This is a genomic window from Litoribacter ruber (genome assembly GCF_018449405.1).
GTDB lineage: Bacteria > Bacteroidota > Bacteroidia > Cytophagales > Cyclobacteriaceae > Litoribacter > Litoribacter ruber.
On sequence record NZ_JAHCMY010000023.1, the window covers coordinates 6,522 to 27,886 of the forward strand.

Annotated in this window: 1 protein-coding gene; it reads right to left on the reverse strand. The window is 46.4% G+C overall.

Annotated elements, in window-relative coordinates:
• Position 1: 1 nt before the first annotated feature.
• Positions 2-20,662, reverse strand: coding sequence for a choice-of-anchor Q domain-containing protein (locus KI659_RS17900; protein ID WP_213946759.1), 20,661 nt, complete (start codon positions 20,660-20,662; stop codon positions 2-4).
• Between the last annotated feature and the right edge of the window lie 703 nt (positions 20,663-21,365).

Sequence of the window (21,365 nt, forward strand, 5' to 3'; positions counted from 1 at the left end):
TCTATTCAATTTTAAGGATTATTGTATTGCCGTAACCTATTCCCATTTCACTCTGAGCATATGTCCTAATATAATAGGTAGTGCCGGCCTCCAAGGCTGGAAGCTCAACCTCAAATTCAGAACTTTCGGATCCTACAATTTTAACATTCGACATACTTGGCAATGGATCTTTACTCCAGCAGACGCCTGCCTCAGTAATGGCACCACCTCCAGTATCTAGTATGGTTCCTCTGATCATTACTTCATGCTGATTATGGGTTATCAGCATAGTTTTGACTTTTGGCACCTGTAGCTCACGGTATCCATACCAGTCACTGATTCGGAATGGAGCCTGCTTGGAAAGGTGGCTAAAGGCATTCAAATGGGCCAAACTAAAGGACTCCTCCAAAATATCAGGAGCCAATTCTCCTATTAGGACCATATAGCTTGCTATAGTTTGCATGCTCAAAGAACCATCTGAGGGAAGAGGTGGCAACATCCATTGGCCATAAAGGGTCATACCCTTTTCAATAGGGAGTGAAAAATCAAAATAAACCGTTCTTTCAGGATCTTCATACCATCCTTCAAAAGCTAATCCTTCCTTTATGGGATCAGGTGGACGGTTGGCAAGGGCTTTTAGATTAACCAGCTGGGATGGGATGGAGCTTCCTCCATCAGTATCAAAACTCACCTCTACCAATGAATTTATCAACTCCACCCAAACATCGGCAGTCAGGTCATTTGAGTTGAAGAGCTGCTCATCACCGAGCTCCAAAATACCCTGAAGCAATACCAAACCCGGCCCAGCGCTTTCCAAGACATCTTTTGCTTCCTCCCAGTTGATAAAAAGCTGCATGCTAGACCCATCTGTAAAATCCACCAATATACTCTCCGGCAGCATTAACTCGCCAAAAGCGCTTCCATGATAAGCATGAAGGGTATCCATATAGGCTACCTGCACCATATCCTTCCATAAAATCAGGTCAACTTGCGCCTTTAAATCATCAGGATTGGACAGGTTTTCTGAAAGCAACAATTCCCCAACCAACGGTTGTAGACCGTGGAACAGCGAGTCATAGTTTTCAGAATTCCAAAAAACATCAAGGTCGGCGGATTGTCCATCCGACAGCTCCACCTCTACCGTCTCAGGCAAATCCAAGTCTGAAAGGGGCTTTCCGGCAGGCCTTATCAATGGCAACAACTCCCCCACTTTTTCTACTCTGATGGCATTCACCTCAACTAATTGCAAGGCTTCCAATTCATCAGGGTTTTTATAATTTAATCCTTCACCAAATTCTAATGAGCCCATAAAAGTATATTGCCCGATTGACTCCCCATCATAAAAAACTGCCTCCCAAATTACATCCACATAGGTTTCTGTATCATTGCTCAAATAGACCAATACTTGGTTTGGCAAGGTGTCCAATACGCTGGCTTGAGGGGTACCAAAAGGAACCTGCAGTAATGGTAGGTCTTGGATAGCAATGATTTTTAAAGGCTCATCTTCAACGATTACAATGATTTCGGCTTGTAGATTATTCGGATTTTCATTTTCGCCACTCACCATCAATTCTCCCAAAAAGATATATTCTCCTGGAATCTGGCTGTCAAATTCCTCATTAGGCAGCCATTCCACTGATACTTCACCGGTACTCGAGTCATTATAAACCCCCGTCAATTCCAGAGGAAAAGTTATGTCTTCCCAAGCAGTACCATAGGGAATATACAACGTATCCAAAGCCCGCAACTCCGTCAAATAAAGCTCCAGTACCTGAATATCTAGCACCGGATAAATGTCATTTGGATTCACTATATCAATGGATAATTCAAGCGTTCCATACGCCCGATAAATTCCAGGTAAATTTGGCTCAAAGCTATCACTTATCCACTGCGTGACAGGCAACTCCCGCTCACTTCCATTATCCAAAAGGACAGTTACCATATGCGGAAGCCCTGCAATTTCTTCCATAGAAGTCTGAATAGGAACCTGCAAAATTTCAAACTCCTGCACGGATATAATCTCAAAAATCCTATCCAAAACAATTATCTCAATAGTCGCTTCAAGTCCTAAAGGGTTTTCTATTTCCTCGAGCAACAATAGCTGTCCGGTCAATATATAATGACCAGCCTGCTGACCATTGTAATCCCCATGAACCCAAATTACTTCGAGAGACACATTCTCTCCACTAGTTAATAAAGCATTGATATAAGTAGGCAAGGGCAGGTCCTCAAATGCTTCCCCAAATGGTACCTCCAAAGCCTCCAAAGATTCCAAATCAACAACCTTATGCTTTCCGATTTCCACTACCATCACCGCCAGCACATCTGCAGGATTCACCACACCTTCATTCAAAATTAATTCACCATACACATACTGTAAGCCTGGCTCCTCAGACTGGAATCCCCCTTCTTGCCAGATTACCTCTAGCTGATCGGTAGACCCATTGTCCAATTCAACTACTACTTCAGTTGGGAATACTTCTTTAGCAGCTTCAAATGATGTAAAGATATCCACCGCTACAAAACTGGAATCTGCAGCCACTACCTCAAGTGGTTTGGACCCTACAGATACCCATAGCATTGGGCTCTCCAGCTCCTCATCCACACCTGTCTCATCTTCTAAAATCCAGTTTCCGGCAAATGGATAAATCCCCTCCTGCTGCCCATCATAAGTTTGGCTCTCCCATTCAATAGCTTCTTCTCCATGACTACCGTCAATGTAGGTCACCAGTAAGACTTCTGGCAGCTCTAGATCCAATAAATCAGTTCCAAAATCAACTTTTACTGTATCCGGTGGTGCAAAAGCAGTTATTTGCTTGAGCCTTACAGTCAATATAAAGGAAGGTTCCAAGCCCAGCTCATTTACAATGGTCATATCATCTGGAAGTAGCAACTCTCCAAAAACCTCCACTGACCCCACCTGATAAGGATCATACGCTGAAGTTTCCCACAAAACGGGCAAACTACCGGTGCTTTGATCATCATACTTCACCAATACTGGTTCTTCAAGTTGATCTATTGCTGATAAGGCAGTTCCATAATGCACATAAATAGAATCCAAGGGGAAAATTTCAATGATGTTTTTGGGCTCCGGTAGCAGCGTAATGATGGCTTTGGCAAATATTTCCTCCGTTGGGACAATTAGATCTCCATGAAGCAATTCCCCTAGTACCAAGTATTCACCTGAGATCAATTCATCATAATCTCCTGCCAGCCAGTTTACGGCCAGCATTTCAGAAGAACCATCATTGAAGTGGACCATGACTTCTTCAGGCAAATCCATAATATCATCAAAAGAAGTCCCAAATGGTACCTGGATTTCTGCAGCAGGATCTGGGTCCACACTGATGATTTCCTTTTGGATAATTACACGGGTGAAAGCTTGTATAGCTTCAGAATTGGAAATCAAAGGACTTAATACAAAATCACCCCAAATTTCAAAGTCGCCTCCCAAGCTTCCATCAAAATCATTTAAATCCCAAAGTACTTCCAATAAACCCGTACTGCCGTCATGATAGGTCACCCGAACAGGTTGGCGTAACTCCAGCCCAGATGATGGAGTGTGCAAATCCACTATAACATCTGCCAAGACTTCGGATTTCACGATATTCCTTTGGGCATATATATCCAGCATGGCCTCAAATTCAGCCGGATTGGTCAAGGGAAATTCGAATGCTGTCAGATGGCTATCTAGAATGAATTCCCCAAAAATCCTGTAAGTCCCAAATTGAGGTAAATAGTTGCCCGGTTTCCATACCACTTCCAGCTCATCCTCAAAAATTATAGTCTCTGCTTCATCGGTATCAATTTTTATGGTCACACCAACCCGCTGAGGAAGGTAGCCGGCCAGTTCATCGAAGGTTGTGCCCGACAATATGGATATTGGTGCCAATTCGGCAACAGCCGCTATATAAGGAATCAGTGGCTCTACTACGGCTACTTTGATTTCAGGAAATAAATTGTCCCGGTTTACTTGCTCAGAGGCATTTATAATACCTATTAATTTATAAAGACCTATTTCATTAGGATTGTAAGAGCCTGCTTGCCAGTCTACTGGAAAATAGGTTCTGCTCTTGTCGCTTAAGATTACTTCTACAGAATCCGGAAGATCCAAATCTTCAAAAGCAGTCCCCAAATACCGGCTGATCGGCTCAGGAAAAGGATTCAAAACTTCCACAATATAGGGGTCTTCCGGCTTGATGCTTAGCTTCACATGGAGCAGCCCACATATATCCGACCCTTTGATATTAACATTAAATTCGAATTCCCCATACACTGTGGGCTCCCCGCTCAGCATACCGTCTTCTGATAAAACTAGCCCGTCAGGCAGCAAGCCAAACCCAAGGCTAAAAGTATTTACGTCTGCTTTTCCCAGCTCCAATTGAAAAGTATAGGCTTCCCATTGGGTTCCTTCAGGCAACACCAAAGGTTCTGTATCAAGGAAAGTACCCTGGAATTCATATGCACCCAAATCAACTAACTGATGCATGATCCTGTCCATACCATCCAGATCCTTGCTGAACTTCACCTGAGAGTTATCCCCCATATTAATGGCCGGGGAACAGGCTGACAGACTCAAGTCATCTTGGGTAGGGTCTACAAATTCTGGGTCCAAATCCAAAATATTAGTTCCTGTAGGGTAACCATTCTCTACTATACTGTGGGCAATCTTAATATTTGCAGCAGTACCACCGACCTGATCAGCTAGCCCATTACCATGGGTATTGTTCCAAAGAATACTGTTAAAAATTTGGACATTCCCACCGGCCCTATATATAGCCCCTCCTCCTCCGGAGGTCGCTCTGGCAATATTGTTTTGACTGAAAGTTGCCTGACGTAATTGAAGGGTTCCATTGATATGATAAATACCTCCACCAAAGAAATTACCGGTTGTAGTAACACGGTTTCTACTGAAGACTGCATTTTCCATGGCAATATTACCACTTGACCATAATCCTCCAGCATGACGAACGGAGGTGTTGCCAATGAACTTAGCCCTGTTAAAGGAGGGGTTTCCTAAAGCATACATCCCGCCTGCGTTTAATCGCGCATGATTCCTTTCAAAAACAATTTCCTCCATCACTGGGGAACCTTTGGCATTGTAAAAACCACCCCCACGATTAGCTTCATTATCTATAAAGGATAACTTGGTCAGGGCCATAGGCAGGGTAGTATTGCTGTATAACCCTCCACCATTGTAGCTCAACGTCACTCTATTATTGATGAATTCCACCTCATTCAACTCCGGTTGGCCTGAGGCCACATGAAGCCCACCACCGTGTTGTCTGGAGGTGTTGCCCTCAAATTTAACCTTATCCAATAGCGGTCTGGCTTGTGCTCCCAAAGTATACATCCCACCACCTTGGTAACCCTCATTGTTCCTGAAAATAAGATTACTCAGCACAGGCGAACCATTACTATTATAAAACCCTGCTCCTCTACCGTTGATGCTATTGGTATTGGAAGTTTTACCTCCGCTGATCACAAACCCATCCACAATAGTTTCCGGAGTCAGTGCATTTGTATTATATAAAACATGACGACTTGCCGATCCTTGGCTACCATCTAGGATGGTGGCATTTACACCATGGATTGCGGCTGAATCCCTTTCGTCAAATTGGTCTTCCAAACCGGAAAATCCACCAAACATTTTTACGCCTTCCACTGGTACAAAATAAGAGGTAACCCTTTCTCCCGGGCTGTAGGTACCCTTGGCCACCCAAATACTGTCTCCCGCCATGGCCACCTGAAGGGCGGACTGCAAGTCCAGATAAGCATTTTGCCAATCTGCTCCATTGTTCTGCCCAGATATAGGGGCCGACTGATTTACGTAGATTCTGGCACCTCCCTCACCTGGAAGTACATTCATGGTGAACAGCCTATTTCCACATATTTCCCCGTCGGAAGCTTTGATCCCAAATGTAAATTCACCTACCGCTAAAGTCCGCCCCTCCAACTTCCCTTCAGGACTCAATGACAGCCCATCCGGCAATTGATTATAAAACACTTCAAAGTTTCTCCCTTCCCCTCCCTCAATAGAAAGCTGGATCTCAAAGAATGCCCCTCTAGTAGCATCCGGTAACACCGCTGGGGTTAAGGTTAATTGCTCCTGATGACTTTCATATACACCCAAATCTACCGCACTTCCATATACTCTCCCTTTTCCTTCCAAGTCGACTGAAATGCCATTGGAGAATGTATTTTCTCCCATGTTGATGGCAGGTGAGCATGCCTGGAGGCTGTAGTCATACTTGTATTCTTTCCTAAACATCGGGTCTGAACTCACAATCGTAGTCCCTCTTTCAAATCCTCCCTCAATGAGCGTATGGCCTATCTGGCTGATGTTTGCATTGAACTGGTCAGCTACCCCATTGCCTCTTTCATTCCCCCAAATAATACTGTTGAAAATATTGACCGTCCCTGATCTACGAAAGACCGCCCCACCATAATAAGCAGTAGCATGTGCATTCACATGGGCAATACGGTTATCCGCTAAAGTTGAATTCACCAAGGTTAGGGTTCCCGAATTGCTATAAATCGCCCCACCGTAATAAGCTCCGGTCTCCAACACCTTGTTTTGGGCAAACAGACCATTTTGAACGCTTACTGTTCCACTTGACCATAGGGCCCCAGCATGCCTATTGGATGTATTGCCCAGAAACTTGACCTCTTGCAACACCGGTCTCCCCATGGCAAACAAGGCCCCGGCATACACACCAGCATGATTCCGTTCAAATATCACATCCTTTATTACAGGTGCTCCGGTGGCCAAGTAAATTGCCCCTCCTCTGCCCGCTTCATTTTGTAAGAACCTGCCTTGACTTAACGTAAAGGCAGTGTTCGCACCATTATATAGCGCTCCACCATATGAACTGCCCTCTGCAAGATTATCCTCAAACACCACATCTTCCAACACAGGAACACCTGAGGCAATATAAAGCCCCCCTCCGTGAGATCTCGAAGTATTCTGCTTGAAAACCACGCTTCTCAGTTCAGGTCTGGCATTTGCCCCCAAGGTATACATCCCCGCTCCCTGAAACCCAGTATTGTTTTCAAATACAAGATTTGTTAAAAGAGGCGAACCGTTACTGTTATAAAAACCAACCCCTTTACCATTTATAGAATTGGAGGTCACACCTCTTCCCCCACTAATCACAAAACCATCAACAATTGTAGCGGGAGTCAAGGCATCTACATTATATAATACATGGTATGCCGCGGCACCTTCCATGCTTCCGTCTAGTATAGTCCGGTTGGCCGTATGAAGTAAGGAGGTATCCCGCTGGTCGAGGTCTGCCTCGGTACCTGCAAACCCGCCAAACATCCGTACCCCTTCCTTCAGGTGGAAAAAGTCCCTAACAGTTAGTCCAGGACTGTATGAACCTTTTGCAACCCATATTTCATCCCCTGCTACGGATACCTCTAGAGCCCTTTGCAGTGACAGATAGGCATTTTCCCAATTACTGCCATTATTCTGTCCATTTTCTGCAGCTTGACTTACAAATATCTGCACCACACCCTCGCTAGGTATAATTTCAATAGCAAAACTCTTATTTCCACAAAGCTCACCCCTACCTACATTCACTACAAATTCAAAAACCCCATTTACAATTGGATTTCCACTGATAATGCCTTCAGAACTCAAAGCCAATCCATCCGGTAAATGGCCCGATAAGACCTGCCACCTCTCCTGGCCGGTACCATCCTGCACAGCCAGCTGATACTCATAGTAGCTTCCCCTATTTCCTACGGGCAGGTCATCCGACGTAATGCTGAGAAGCTGACCATCTTCTTGATATTCATAAGCACCAAGATCCACAGTGTGATTTACAGTTCTGGGATTTCCGAGATAATCGAAGCCGCCGCTTCCCGTTTGCCCATTATTACCAGTATCGATTCCGGGAGAACAGCCCGATATACGCAAGTCATCACCTGCAGCATCCATAAAGAGGGGGTTGATGTCAAGTATGAAGTTTCCGGCTTCAAAACCGCCTTCCAGTATACTGTGACTAATCTGAATGTTGTTGATAACTCCTCCTACCTGATCTGGCACCTCACCTCCCCGGCTATTTCCCCAAAGGATACTGTTTTGGATAGCTACATTTCCACCAGCCCTATACACAGCTCCACCACTTGGAACAGAAGCAGCTATTCGGCTTACCTTATTAAGGCTCAAGCTGGTATTGCTTAAGGTGGCTGCACCCGAGGCGACATAAATTGCCCCTCCATAAAAACTCCCCGTGCCGTTTACCCTGTTTCGACTAAAGATGGAATTGGAAACTTCAAGTGTTCCCCTGCTTCGGATGGCCCCTCCATGTTGAAGGGCGGAATTATTTATAAAGCCTGACCTGTTGATCAGCAGGGAGCCATTGTTTTGAAAAATCCCCCCAGCGGTCAGAGAGGCCTCATTATCCCTTACCAATATATCCCACAGCTCTACCCTGCCGGAATTAATATACATGGCTCCTCCTGAAGCTGCTGTATTACCAATATACTCCCCCTTCTTCACTATCAATTCTGCAGAAGAGGTATTGTATAATCCACCACCCTGCCCAGCAGTGCCTCCAATAGTATTATTTACAAAAAACACACTGTCCAGAGTCGCAGCACCCCCGTTAAACATACCCGCACCATACAGAACCCTGGAACTACTTGCCGGAATAGTATTGGCTTCAAAAACCACCCCCTTAAGTTCAACCTGCCCATTGGAGTATAGACCTGCTCCTCTTGCATTGGTTCCGGTGGAAGTATTGCCCCTGAAAATAACATGCTCCAAGGTAGGGTTTCCGGAGTTGAACATGCCTCCACCATAGGCGCCGGTATTTTCCGTTATAAGCAAGTTTCGTAGAAGGGGTGAACCTGCTCTATTATAGATACCGCCCCCATAGTAATTGGCTCCCGTACTACCCGTTAAAGTTCTACCTCCCCGGATAGTAAAACCATCCAATACAGTTTCTTGCGATAAGTCTGCAATATTATATACCACATGCCTCGAGGCTGTCCCTTGGCTCCCATCTAATATGGTTTGGTTAGCCGTGTGGATTTGCTCAATTTCCCGATCATCAAGTGAAATTTCAGTGCCTGCAAAACCACCATAAACCTTTACACCCTCTTTCAAGGTAAAATATGAGGTTGCCGCAGTTCCCGGGCTATAATTCCCCTTAGCTACCCAAATTTCATCTCCGGCAAAGGCTTGGTCAAAGGCCTCCTGCAGGCTGTTCAATGCATTTGTCCAGTCATTGCCATCATTATTTCCAGTAGCTGCAACGTCCACAAAAAGAATTGCCGGGGAAGGCAAAACTTCCACCCTAAACTGTCGGTTTCCCGCCATATCTCCGTTCCTGGCCGAAACTACAAATTCATAAATGCCCAATATGGTGGGTACACCTTCCAGCAATCCAGCTGGGGTCAAGCTTAGGCCTACCGGTAATTCCCCCGCTTCAAGGGCAAAAGTCACTTCCCCATCCTCACCTTCGGTAATGAATTGGATAGCTGGGGAATTGCCCCTGAGCAAAGTTTCAATGCTTTCAGGCAAGATATTCAACTTTTCCCCACCATCATTTTCATAGGCGCCAATATCTATTACATCATTTATCACCCTCTCATTGCCGGCCAAATCAAGGTCAAAAAGTTGAAACTCATTATTGCCCTGATCGATGGCCAAACTGCCATTCCTCAACCTTAGATCATCCACTCCAGCACCCTCAAACAAAGGATCTCCAAAAATCAGGTTATGGCCTGTCTCAAATCCACCTTGTATCACGGAATGGCTCAAATCAAAGAAACTTGCCGTACCTCCAAGTTGGTCTTCTGCTCCCCCTCCTCGCTTATTCCCCCACAATATACTGTTGTAAATATTGACAGCACCTGAAGCCCGATATATGGCCCCACCTACAGGGGTAGAAGCTGTTCTGCCTATGGAATTGTTACTTAAAGTCACATTGCTGAAGGTCGCCGTGCCTCCGGCAACATAGGCTCCACCACCATAATAAGCCCCGGTACTGCTCACCTGGTTACGACTGAAAATGCTGTTGTCCAATCTGATTTCCCCCCTTGACCTAATGGCCCCGCCATGCTGTACCGCTATGTTGTGGATGAAAGCTAACCGGTTACCGGATAAATTTCCTCCGTTCTGGAATATGGCCCCGGCAGTCAAACTGTTATTGGCCGTAAAATTCACATCGGTAAGCGCAACTGAGCCACTATTAATATACATGGCGCCTCCTCCTGAGGTAGAACTGTTGCCTTTAAATGACCCTACAGTCAAGTTTATTTCTGCTCCGGAAGTGCTATACAAGCCGCCCCCAAGTGCGGAGGATCCTTCCACTTTGTTGTTTAAAAAATACACGGAATCCAATTGGGCATAAGCTGCAGTGAACATCCCCCCACCAAAACGCGAAGAAGTTCCGCTACTTGCAATGACATTACTTTCAAATGTTACTTGGTGCAATTGAATAGGTGCATTGGAGTATAAACCAGCTCCCCTAGCATTGCTTCCTGCGGCTATATTATTTTTGAAAATTACATGACTCAAAAGCGGACTGCCCGAGTTGAACATCCCTCCTCCATACGCCCCGGTATTATTGGAAACTATCAGGTTACGGAAAATAGGAGATCCCTGGGTGTTATATATCCCTCCACCATAATAACTGGCACCCGTCCCATTGGTAAGGGTCCTTCCCCCGCTCACCGTAAACCCATCCAGGATGGATTCTTCCGTCAAAGGGGCAATATTGTAAACCACATGGCGGGAGGCCGTCCCTTGGCTGCCGTCTAAAATGGTCTCATTAACGGTATGGACTAAGCTTAAATCCCGATCTTCCAAGCTTTCCTCCGTACCGGCAAATCCCCCGTAAATTTTCACCCCCTCAAGAAGGGTAAAATAGGAAGTAGCAGTGGTACCGGGGCTATAACTACCCTTAGAAACCCATATCTCATCTCCTGGAACAGCCTGTGTAAAAGCCTCTTGTAAGTTAACTAGGGCATCCTGCCATTTGCTTCCATTATTGGTACCTGTGGCATGTTGTGCTACATGGATAATGGCATTTCCCGAGACTATTTCAACAGTGAATTGTTTGCTGCCATAAATTTCACCATCGGTTACAGCCAAAACAAAGGTATAAGTACCCTCTACCATGGGAGTACTTGTCAACATACCCTCAGGCGTAAGGTCGACGCCAATAGGCAAGTTACCTACCTGTAAAGACCAACTGTATTGTCCATTCCCCCCATCTGCTGTCAAAGGTAGACTGACCCTCTCCCCTCTCATAAATGGGCCAATCTCGTCCATATTGATATTCAGCGAAGCACTTCCTTGATTCTCATAGGCACCTAAATCCACCACATCATTAAAAATCCTAAGGTTGCCCAAAATGTCTTCATTGCTGGACACCCTGCTGTTGTCTCCCACATCAATGGCCGGCGACCCTCCTCTTAAGGAAAGAAGGTCCTGATCAGGGGACAAAAACCCTGGGTCTCCCTGCAGAACCTCAGAACCTGTAGCATAACCTCCCTGAACAATCGAATAACTAACCGTAATCCCCTCATTTAATTGATCCGGGGCATTTCCACCTCTTACATTCCCCCAAAAAATACTGTTGGCCACATTTACGTTGCCTGATGCAGTTGCAAACAAACCGCCTCCACTTCCTGCGGCCGTTCGGGCCACACTATTGTTGGAGAAAGTAGCATTGCTGATCATGGCCACACCTGCACCTACATACATTCCCCCTCCATAATTGGAGCTTGTGGAACTGACCTGGTTCCTACTGAACACAACATTTTCCAGCTGCAGATTACCTCCGGCCATCCGCAAGCCTCCACCATGGTTGAGAGATTTGTTACCAACAAAGGCCACACGCTCCAATACAGCGCTACCGGAGGCAAGGTGCATCCCCCCAGCAAAATTTGTCCCTGTATTATCTTTAAAAACAATGTCGGTAAGTACCGGAGATCCGTTTTCACTCCATAACCCTCCGGCATAGGTGGCTGTATTATCTTGTAATAAGATCTTTGAAAAAGTGGCATTCCCAGCATTCCAAATTCCTGCACCACGTCCACCTATGTTGTTTCTGATAACCAAATTACTGAAGACCGGAGCCCCTGCAACGTTATAAATTCCTGCACCCCTATAACTAGCCCCACTATTAGTCCCCACACTTGCCAGTCCACCTGTGATGGTGAATCCATCCAAAATTGTGGCAGATGTCAGGGGAAGCAGATTGGTAACCACATGACGGCTGGCCACACCCTTGCTACCATCTAGTATCGTTTCATTATGAAGCAGATTTTCTTCTTCCCGATCCTCAAAATGCTCTTCTGCTCCCGAAAAGCCTCCAAATAACTTAACATTTTCTTTGAGTGTAAAAGTAGAAGTTACCAAGTCCCCAGGGCTATACACCCCCTTTGCCACCAAGATGGTATCTCCAGTGACAGCCTGGTTTAAGGCCTCCTGCAAATCATTGATGCCATTGGCAAAATCACTTCCTGACCGGTCTCCACCCGCCTGGGCCCAAACCATCAATCGGGTACTGCTTGGCAATACTTCTACGGTATACTGCCTGCTTCCAAAACTTTCCCCACTCGATACCGTAACCACAAAAGTATAAATACCCGTCACGGTTGGTCTGCCCGAAAGCACCCCTTCCCTACTTAATCTTAACCCCGTAGGCAAAGCTCCTTGTTGGAGTTCCCATACAGCCCCTCCATCTCCTTCAGTAAATCCCGTAGCGTTAAAATTCAAATTGACCGGACTGCCCCTGGAAATATTATCCAGCAATTCCGGCTCAATCACAATTACCTCTACCCCACTTAAGTTTTCATAAGCACCCAAATCAACAATTCCATTAGCTATACGCTGATTGCCGTCCCTATCCAATTGCCCTACCTGTTTATCGTTATCCCCTATATCAATAGCTGGAGAATTGTTACGCAACCTGAGGTTATCATTTAGGGCATCTTCAAATAGCGGATCTGCTTGTAATATAGTATCGTCTTCACCAAATCCATTTTGCACCAAACTGTGGGTAATAGTGACATTCCCTACCAACTGGTCCGATTGTCCCCCTCCTCGACGATTACCCCAGAAGATGGAGTTGTGGATTTCCATGGAACCCGAATTCCTGAAAAATAATCCTGCTCCCGTATTGGTACTCGCATGGGTAAGGGCTGTTTGATTGGCACTGAACGTAACATTGACCACTTGGGAAGTACCTCCATGATGATACAGCCCCCCGCCTTGTCCACTACTGGTATTTAAACTTACCCGGTTCCTGCTGAATACAGTATTCTGGATAGTTAGGGATCCTGAATTATGGTGTAAGCCCCCACCATTGGTACCTCCTTCATTATCTATAAAGGATACCCTATCCATCAGGGTAGTCCCTCGGGTATAGGCACCCCCTCCATTGCTTGTTGCTTTATTCTGTGCAAATACTACATCGGCCACCTGGTGGTTCCCCGAATTAATAAACAGGCCTCCACCCAAGCCAGCCAGGTTATGTTCAAACCAGCTTTGTTGGATATTTAGGGACGAACCGGCCCCCGTATTATAGAGCCCCCCACCATTGCCAATGCCTACATTATTATGCTGTACATAGGATTCGGTTACATTCAGTTGCCCGGAATTATAAATTCCTGCCCCAAGCAGACCCGTGCTGCTCTCGACCATCGAATTTCCCTCCACAGCCCCTCTGAACATATTTATACTACCGGTATTAAATAACCCAGCACCCTTTCCTATAGTCCCGGTTGCTTGGTTATTTACAAGATGAACATTACTTAGGGTTATGTGGCCGGTATTATAAATCCCACCTCCATACATCCCCTGATTTTCTTTTATAAGCAGGTTGCTGAAGACAACTTCCCCTCCAGCATTATATATCCCCCCTCCGTAATAGTGAAAGCTAAGGCTTGTGGTATTATTCCGGGTTAAGGTCTTTCCGCCTGTAATGATAAATCCATCCAGAACCGTTGCATTACTCAATGAACCATCATTATACACCACATGTCGGTTGACACTTTTTCCATCCAATACCGAAGGGTGGGAAGTAAACAATCCCGCCTCATCTGCTACACGTTGTTCAAGACTTTCCTCCATTCCGGCAAACCCACCGTAAAGTTTCACCCCTTCCTTCAAAGCAAAATTATCCAAGACCCCAGCACCAGGAGAATAGTTACCTTCACCCACCCATATTTCATCCCCAGAAGAAGCCTGTCCCAGTGCTGATTGAAGATCAGTGATGGCATTTTGCCAATCACTTCCCGAGTTATCCCCTTCAGCTGATGCCCAAACCAGCAACTGAGTCGGACCATTTTGAATATCAACAGTATATTGTCTACTACCTATTTGAGTACCATCGGTAGCCATCACCACAAAGGTATAGCTGCCCTCTACCATTGGCCTGCCTTTAATCGCTCCATTGTTGCCCAACCGTAAACCTGTGGGAAGATCTCCGGAAAGGATGGACCATTCCATAGCGCCTGTCCCATCTCCCACCACTAGGGGAATATCAATCTGTTCCCCACGCACCATATTCGGCAGTTGTTCAGGCCCGATATCCAGACTGGCTCCCCCCTGCTTCTCAAAAGCCCCAAGGTCCACAATATCATTCACGATCCGAGGATTGCCTAGGTAATCCAATTCCTTGTTCACAACCTCATTATAGCCCATGTCTATGGCCAATGACCCTAGCCGCAACTGTAAATTATCGCTGGCCGCATCCTCAAATAAGGGATCCGCAACTAGATTATTTGACCCATCAAAACCGTCTTCTACAATACTAAAACTAACAATGGGTACACCCCGGATCTGGTCCTTCTCTCCTGCACCTCGCTTATTTCCCCAAAAAATACTGTTGGTAATCTCCATTGTACCCCCAGACATATAGAGTCCTCCCCCACTTTCGGCTGCTGTGCGGGCTACCGAATTTTCACTGAAAGTCACATTGACCAATGTAGCAGTCCCGCTGTTAAACCACATGCCACCCCCATATAATGCGCCTGTATTGGTCACTTTGTTTCGGCTGAAAAAACTGTTGGAGATAATTACTGTTCCCGTTGAATACAGTCCCCCACCGTGGCCATTGGAACTATTGTTAATGAAGGCCACCCTGTCCATGGTTGGAGAGTTGTTATTCCACATCCCCCCGCCATTCGATTGGGAGCTGTTTTCTCTAAACTCAACCTCGCATAAGGAAACGGCACCTGCATTATACATCCCCCCAGCGGTAAGAGAAGATTCATTTTGAAGAAAAACAACTTGCCACAATTGGGCAGGCCCAGTATTCCATAAGCCCCCTGCATAGGAGCTAGTGGATTTATTCCGTTCAAATACAACTTGAATTATGGACGAAGGACCTGAATTGTACATACCTCCTCCACGTGCTGCCTCATTGTTCTTGATCCATAAATGACTGAAAGTGGGGCCACCTACAGTATTATAAATCCCGCCACCATAGTAATCCACTCCCGTACTTCCCGAGAGGGTTTTTCCTCCGGAAATTGTAAAGCCGTTAACTTCCGTATTACTACTTAAGACACTATTATTAAATATGACGTGATAGTTGACCTCCTTACCATCTAGAATTGTCTCGTTAACCGAAAACAGCCCGTTTTCTGCAACAGCTCGTTCGCTAAGCTCATTTTCTGTCCCCGCAAATCCACCAAATAATTTTACCCCCTCCTTGAGAACAAATGAATCCCCTGTACCTGAACCCGGGCTATAAGTACCCTTCGCTACCCAGATCTCATCTCCCTCCAAAGCCTGGGCTAGTGCCTCCTGCAAGTCTGTCAAGGCGTTTTCCCAAGATATTCCCAATCCATTTCCAGTTGCCAGATGGTCTACATAAAAACGGCTAGGTCCAGCAGTAACTTCCCAAGTATATTGCCTGCTGCCAATTAACTCGCCATCTGTAGCAGATATGACAATGGTATAGGTCCCCGCCACAGTAGGTGTCCCTGACAGCAGGCCCCTTTCCCCATCAAATGTCAATCCCAGAGGCAATTCTCCCGAACTTACCTCAAAAGTGAAATTATTCTCACTTCCATTTGTATCAAAAAATAGGCTTACAGCCTGTCCCCTTTGTTGCTGATGGAGTTTTTCAGGCCCTACTACAAGCGAATTGCCTCCTCCCGGATTTTCATAGGCCCCCATATCTACCACAGTACCAACAATACGCCGGTTGCCCAAAAAATCCAGGTCTGTGCTTACCATTCTGTTATCTCCTGCATCAATGGCCAATGAACCTGCCTTTAATCGAAAATCATCATTTACTGCGTTTTCAAATACCGGATCAGCAATTAAAATCCGAACACCCTGATAACCACCTTCTACTATCGAATGGCCTACTTCCAGCCCCTCATTAATTTGGTCCACCACACTTCCCCCACTGGTATTTCCCCAAAATATACTGTTGAAAACCGCCGCGTTATTATTCGTGCTGTAGTAGCCACCACCACTGCCCACACCATTTCTGGCTACGCGGTTGTTGCTAAAGGTGGTGTTGGTCAGATTAGCCGTACCACTATTATACATCCCCCCACCATAATGGGCAGCTGTAGAGGTCACCTCATTTCTACTGAATACTACATTCTCCAGTTGGATAACAGAGTTGTTAAATAAACCTCCCCCATGTTGGCCTCCCCTATTGTCAATAAAAGCCACGCGGTCCAAAACAGTACCCGCACCCCTATTATCCATTCCCCCACCGGTGGTTCCCGCTAGGTTTTGGATAAACATGACATCCTGAAGGTCTACGGCTCCAGTTGCGACTAATCCTCCACCATATGTACCGGACTGGTTCCCGGAAAAAGTCACATCCTTCAAAACGGTGGCTGCTGAGGTTAACATCCCACCTGCAAAGGTCCCCGAAATATTGTTGAGGAATCTTACCGACTGAAGTGTAGCATTTCCCGTATTCCACAATCCTCCTCCATGTGTATTAGTGGTTGAGTTTTCCTGAAACACAACATAGCGTAAGGTTATATTCCCCGTATTGTACATCCCACCTCCTCGAGCGGCTATGTTTCCCTTTATCCAGAGATGGCTAAATACTGCTGATCCTGTGGAATTGAATATCCCGCCTCCATAAAAATTATTGTTACTGGTAGTCCCTGCCATCGTCTTACCACCAGTAACCGTAAAACCATTTAACTCCGTCTGATTACCTACGTTTTCATCATTGAATACCACATGGTAATTATTCCCGCCTCCATCCAGAATGGATTCATGTACGCAATACAAACCTTCGCTATCCGCTACTCGCTCATGCAGTTCGGCCTCGGTCCCGGCAAATCCCCCATATATTTTCACTCCGTCTTTCAACCTGAAGGCATCGGCCGTGCCTGTCCCAGGACTATACCTTCCCTGCCCAACCCATACTTCATCTCCAACAAGCGCCTGTTCAATGGCTTGGCTTAAGGATGTCAATCCATCAGCCCAACTCCCCCCAGTTTGTCTACCACTGGCCTTTTCCTTTACATAAATCCGGGCCTTTCCTGCTTGGGTACTTAGGGTAAAAGTTCTTCTTCCTATCGAAGTCCCATCAGTTACCTCCAGTTCAAAGGTATAGGCCGCCACAGGCCCAATGGGAATTCCCTGGAGCAGCCCCTGCTCAGATAATCCCAGTCCCATGGGCAGCGAACCCGAGGCCAATGACCAGGCAAGACCTGCTTCACCTCCAACAGTGGCAAATTGATAGCTAAATGTGGAGCCCCTTGTAGCACCCCTCAAAGTGGCTGGAGCTATAGCCATCGAAGCCTCCCCAAATTCATAGGCCCCCATATCCACCACATTATCCTTTATCCGAGTCTTGCCATCCAAATCCAATGGGGTACTGACATTGGAATTCAAACCGGAATTGATTCCCGGAGAACCCGCCTGCAACCTGAGGTCATGGCCTTGGGCATCTACAAATATTGGGTTTACAGATAAGTTGCCTGTTCCCGCATAGCCGCCTTCAACTATGCTATAGGTGACGGTAGTAGTACCGGAAATCTGATCTGCCACGCCGCCTCCTCTACTATTCCCCCAAAAAATACTATTGGAAACATTTACGGTTCCTCCATTTCTATATAATCCACCTCCACCAGCGCTGGATCTTGAAATTCTGTTGTTGCTAAAGGTTACATTCCTAAGCGTGTGATTGCTGGATGTATTGTAAAGTCCCCCTCCATAATGGTTTCCAGTGCTTAGAACCACATTGCCACTGAAAACCGCATTAGAGGTAGCAGTGGATCCTGAATTATACATTCCTCCACCATGTTGACCGGAAGTGTTTTGGGTTAGATTCAATTGATTGAAAGTAGCAGATGAAGTATTGTGGATCCCCCCACCTGTACTCCCAGCCTGGTTGCCCTTCACGGTCAAATCCACAAATGTGGCAGCCCCGGAATTATGCAAACCTCCCCCAGCCAATGTGGATTCATTGTCCTCAATCCGACCATTGAAAAAATTGATGTTGGCAGTATTGAATACCCCTCCACCATTATTGGCTTTATTTCCCAGTATCTGGATAAAGTTGTACTGCGCCCCGGCCCGGTTGGTATATATCCCACCGCCATTTGTGCCGGCAAGGTTGTTTTTTAGGAGTATGTTATCAAAGGTTGACACCCCGGTGTTGAATATCCCCCCTCCCATTCCAATGGCCTGGTTGTCTTGGATAATCAAGTTCCGAAAGACGGCTCCCACAGTAATTACACCATTGTAAATTCCCCCACCATCCGGCTCGGGAGCTGCAGCTTTCCCTCCTCTTATCGTAAAACCATCCAATATAGTAGTATTGGAAAGTGGGATCTCGTTGGATATTACATGATAGTTGATCCCCCCGCCTTCCAATATGGATGGATGGGCAGTCATAAAATTCCCTTCATCGGTAAGCCGCTGATGAATATGGGACTCAGTTCCGGCAAATCCACCAAATACTTGTACCCCCGAAACCAATCTAAATGCATCCGCAGGTAAGTTTCCCGGAGAATAAACTCCACCAGCCACCCATATTTCATCTCCATCTTCCGCAGAGTTTAATGCCGCTTGCAACTTCACAAAACCGTCAGCCCAACTACTGCCAGTATTGGCTCCAGAAGTCGCAGCGGCATTTACATACATCCGAACGGGGGAGGCTCCCACGTTGATAAAATATTTTTTTGACCCCACCAACTCCCCATCAGTCACTTCTATGACTACCGGATAGGTACCCGATTTGGCAAGGGTGACACCTTCAATTTCCCCTGTAGCGGCATTCAGATGAAGACCATGCGGTAGGCCATTCCCCGCCACCGACCAGGTATATGCACCATTGCCCCCCGTGGCAGTTAAGGTTGATTTATAGGATTGCTTTCGGGTTACCTTTGGCAAGGTGTGATTATTGATGACCAGTCCGGTAAAAGCAGTTGCCTCGTAGGCCCCAAGGTCTATGGTCCCATTGATAATTCTTGGATTCCCTGCCAAATCGGAAATAGTAGTGTTACGGTTATTGATCCCCGCATCAATGGCTATGGAGTTTCCGGCGGTTCGCAAGTCATCAGCAGAAGGCTGCAGGAATAAGGGGTCCACCGTAATGATCCCCTCCCCTCCTTCAAATCCTCCTTGCACGATGGACCTCTCCACAGCCACATCCCCGGCAAGCTGATTACCCAAGGCATTAGCGCTGGAGTTTCCCCAAAAAATGGAATTGCTTACCCTTGTATTGGAATTACCCGACAAACCCCCACCTCCCGGGTTGCTGGCATGGGCATAGGCCGTGGTATTCTGGCTAAAGGTAACATTGACGAGATTAGCCGTACCCGTGGCAAACATCCCTCCCCCAGTCAAATTCCCCAGCACCCTGTTGCGGCTGAAAACAGAATTATAGAGGGTAATCGTCCCCGTATTATAAAAACCACCCCCGGCGTTTTGGGATTCGTTTTCAATGAAGGTTAAGTTTTCCAGTGTAGGACTGCTGGTATTATAAAGCCCTCCACCCTGATTCAAGGCCTTGTTTTTTGAAAAAGTAAGGTTGGAAATCCTAGCAGCACCTACCACATGCAAACCACCTCCAAGATTGGCCTCATTTTGCGAGAACAGAATGTTTTCAAGGGTGGGGGTGCCTGCCGCATACATTCCTCCGCCTCTTCCACCCCTGTTGTTTTCCACCTTTAGGTTTTGCAGCCTGGCAGAGCCGGATACATGGTAGATACCACCCCCATAATTATTGGCGTTGGCGGTAGTAGCCATGCCTGCCGATCCCTCACGAATGGTAAAACCATCTATTAAAGTCTCTGCGGTAGCGCTTGGCGCGATTGAAATAACATGTAGATTGATTTGGGAACCGGTGAGGATGGTTTCATTTGCCGAATACAAGTTGTTCCCATTGTGAACTCTCTCTTGTATGGAACTTTCGGTTCCCGAGAAGCCCCCTAGTAATTTGACACCGCTTTTTAAGGAAAAGGTCGATCCCGTAAGAACGCCGGGGCTATACACCCCTTTGGCCACCCACACCTCATCTCCACTATTGGCATTTTCCAACGCGAAAGCCAAATCGGTATAGGCATCCTTCCAGGATAAGCCATCACCTGCCCCATTGGCGGCAAGGTCAACATAATGAATGGTTTGGGAAAGAGAATAGCCTATGGGACAAAAAAATAAGAGCAACCAAAGCAGCAGCCGGGGAGTCCCTCTAAATTTTATGGTGTAAGCGGAAAACATGGTAAATATAAATCAGAAATCATAAGCCCTAGGGACTTACACAAAAGAGGGGAATATGTGATTTAATAATTTATATTTACCGGATTTATTAAGTTTTTACGCTTTCAAATTGGGCTAGGCAAACATAAATAAAATTTGCCATAATGCAACTAATTTATACCTTTTAGTTTACCTCCCGGGGGAGGCGAATCGGGAGTCACGAAGCCAACTCCCCCTTAGAAGGGGGCAGGGGGGATGTCGTAACGTAGACACCGTTGTGCGAATGTCTCCGACTTCGCACTGCCACAGGTAATTGCCGTAAGTTACCTCCTGCCGGGCGCGGACCCTACACCCGACATCCGACACCCCCGTAAGTACAACGTGGTTGTCATAGTTGTCCGCCCCGTGGGTCGCCCTCCCTCGGGAGGTAAACTGCGGCTCCCCGGGGCTGTTGTCGTGGTTGTCATAGTTCCGAGTCAGGCCAGCCACGTTACCTACCGAAAGCCGCTTAACGACAACATGTTCGGCAGTAACTTACGACGGACCTACGTAAGCAACCTTCAACCCCTGCTGAAAATCCTTTTCAAGGCGTAGCCTTGAAAAGACTCACGTGCATGTTCCCGTTAAAGAAACTCTCAACAGGCAAACGTGACTGACCTTAGGTAGAACCATGACAACCATGACAACCCAGTCCGCCGTGGCGGACGAGACAACCAGTCCCGAT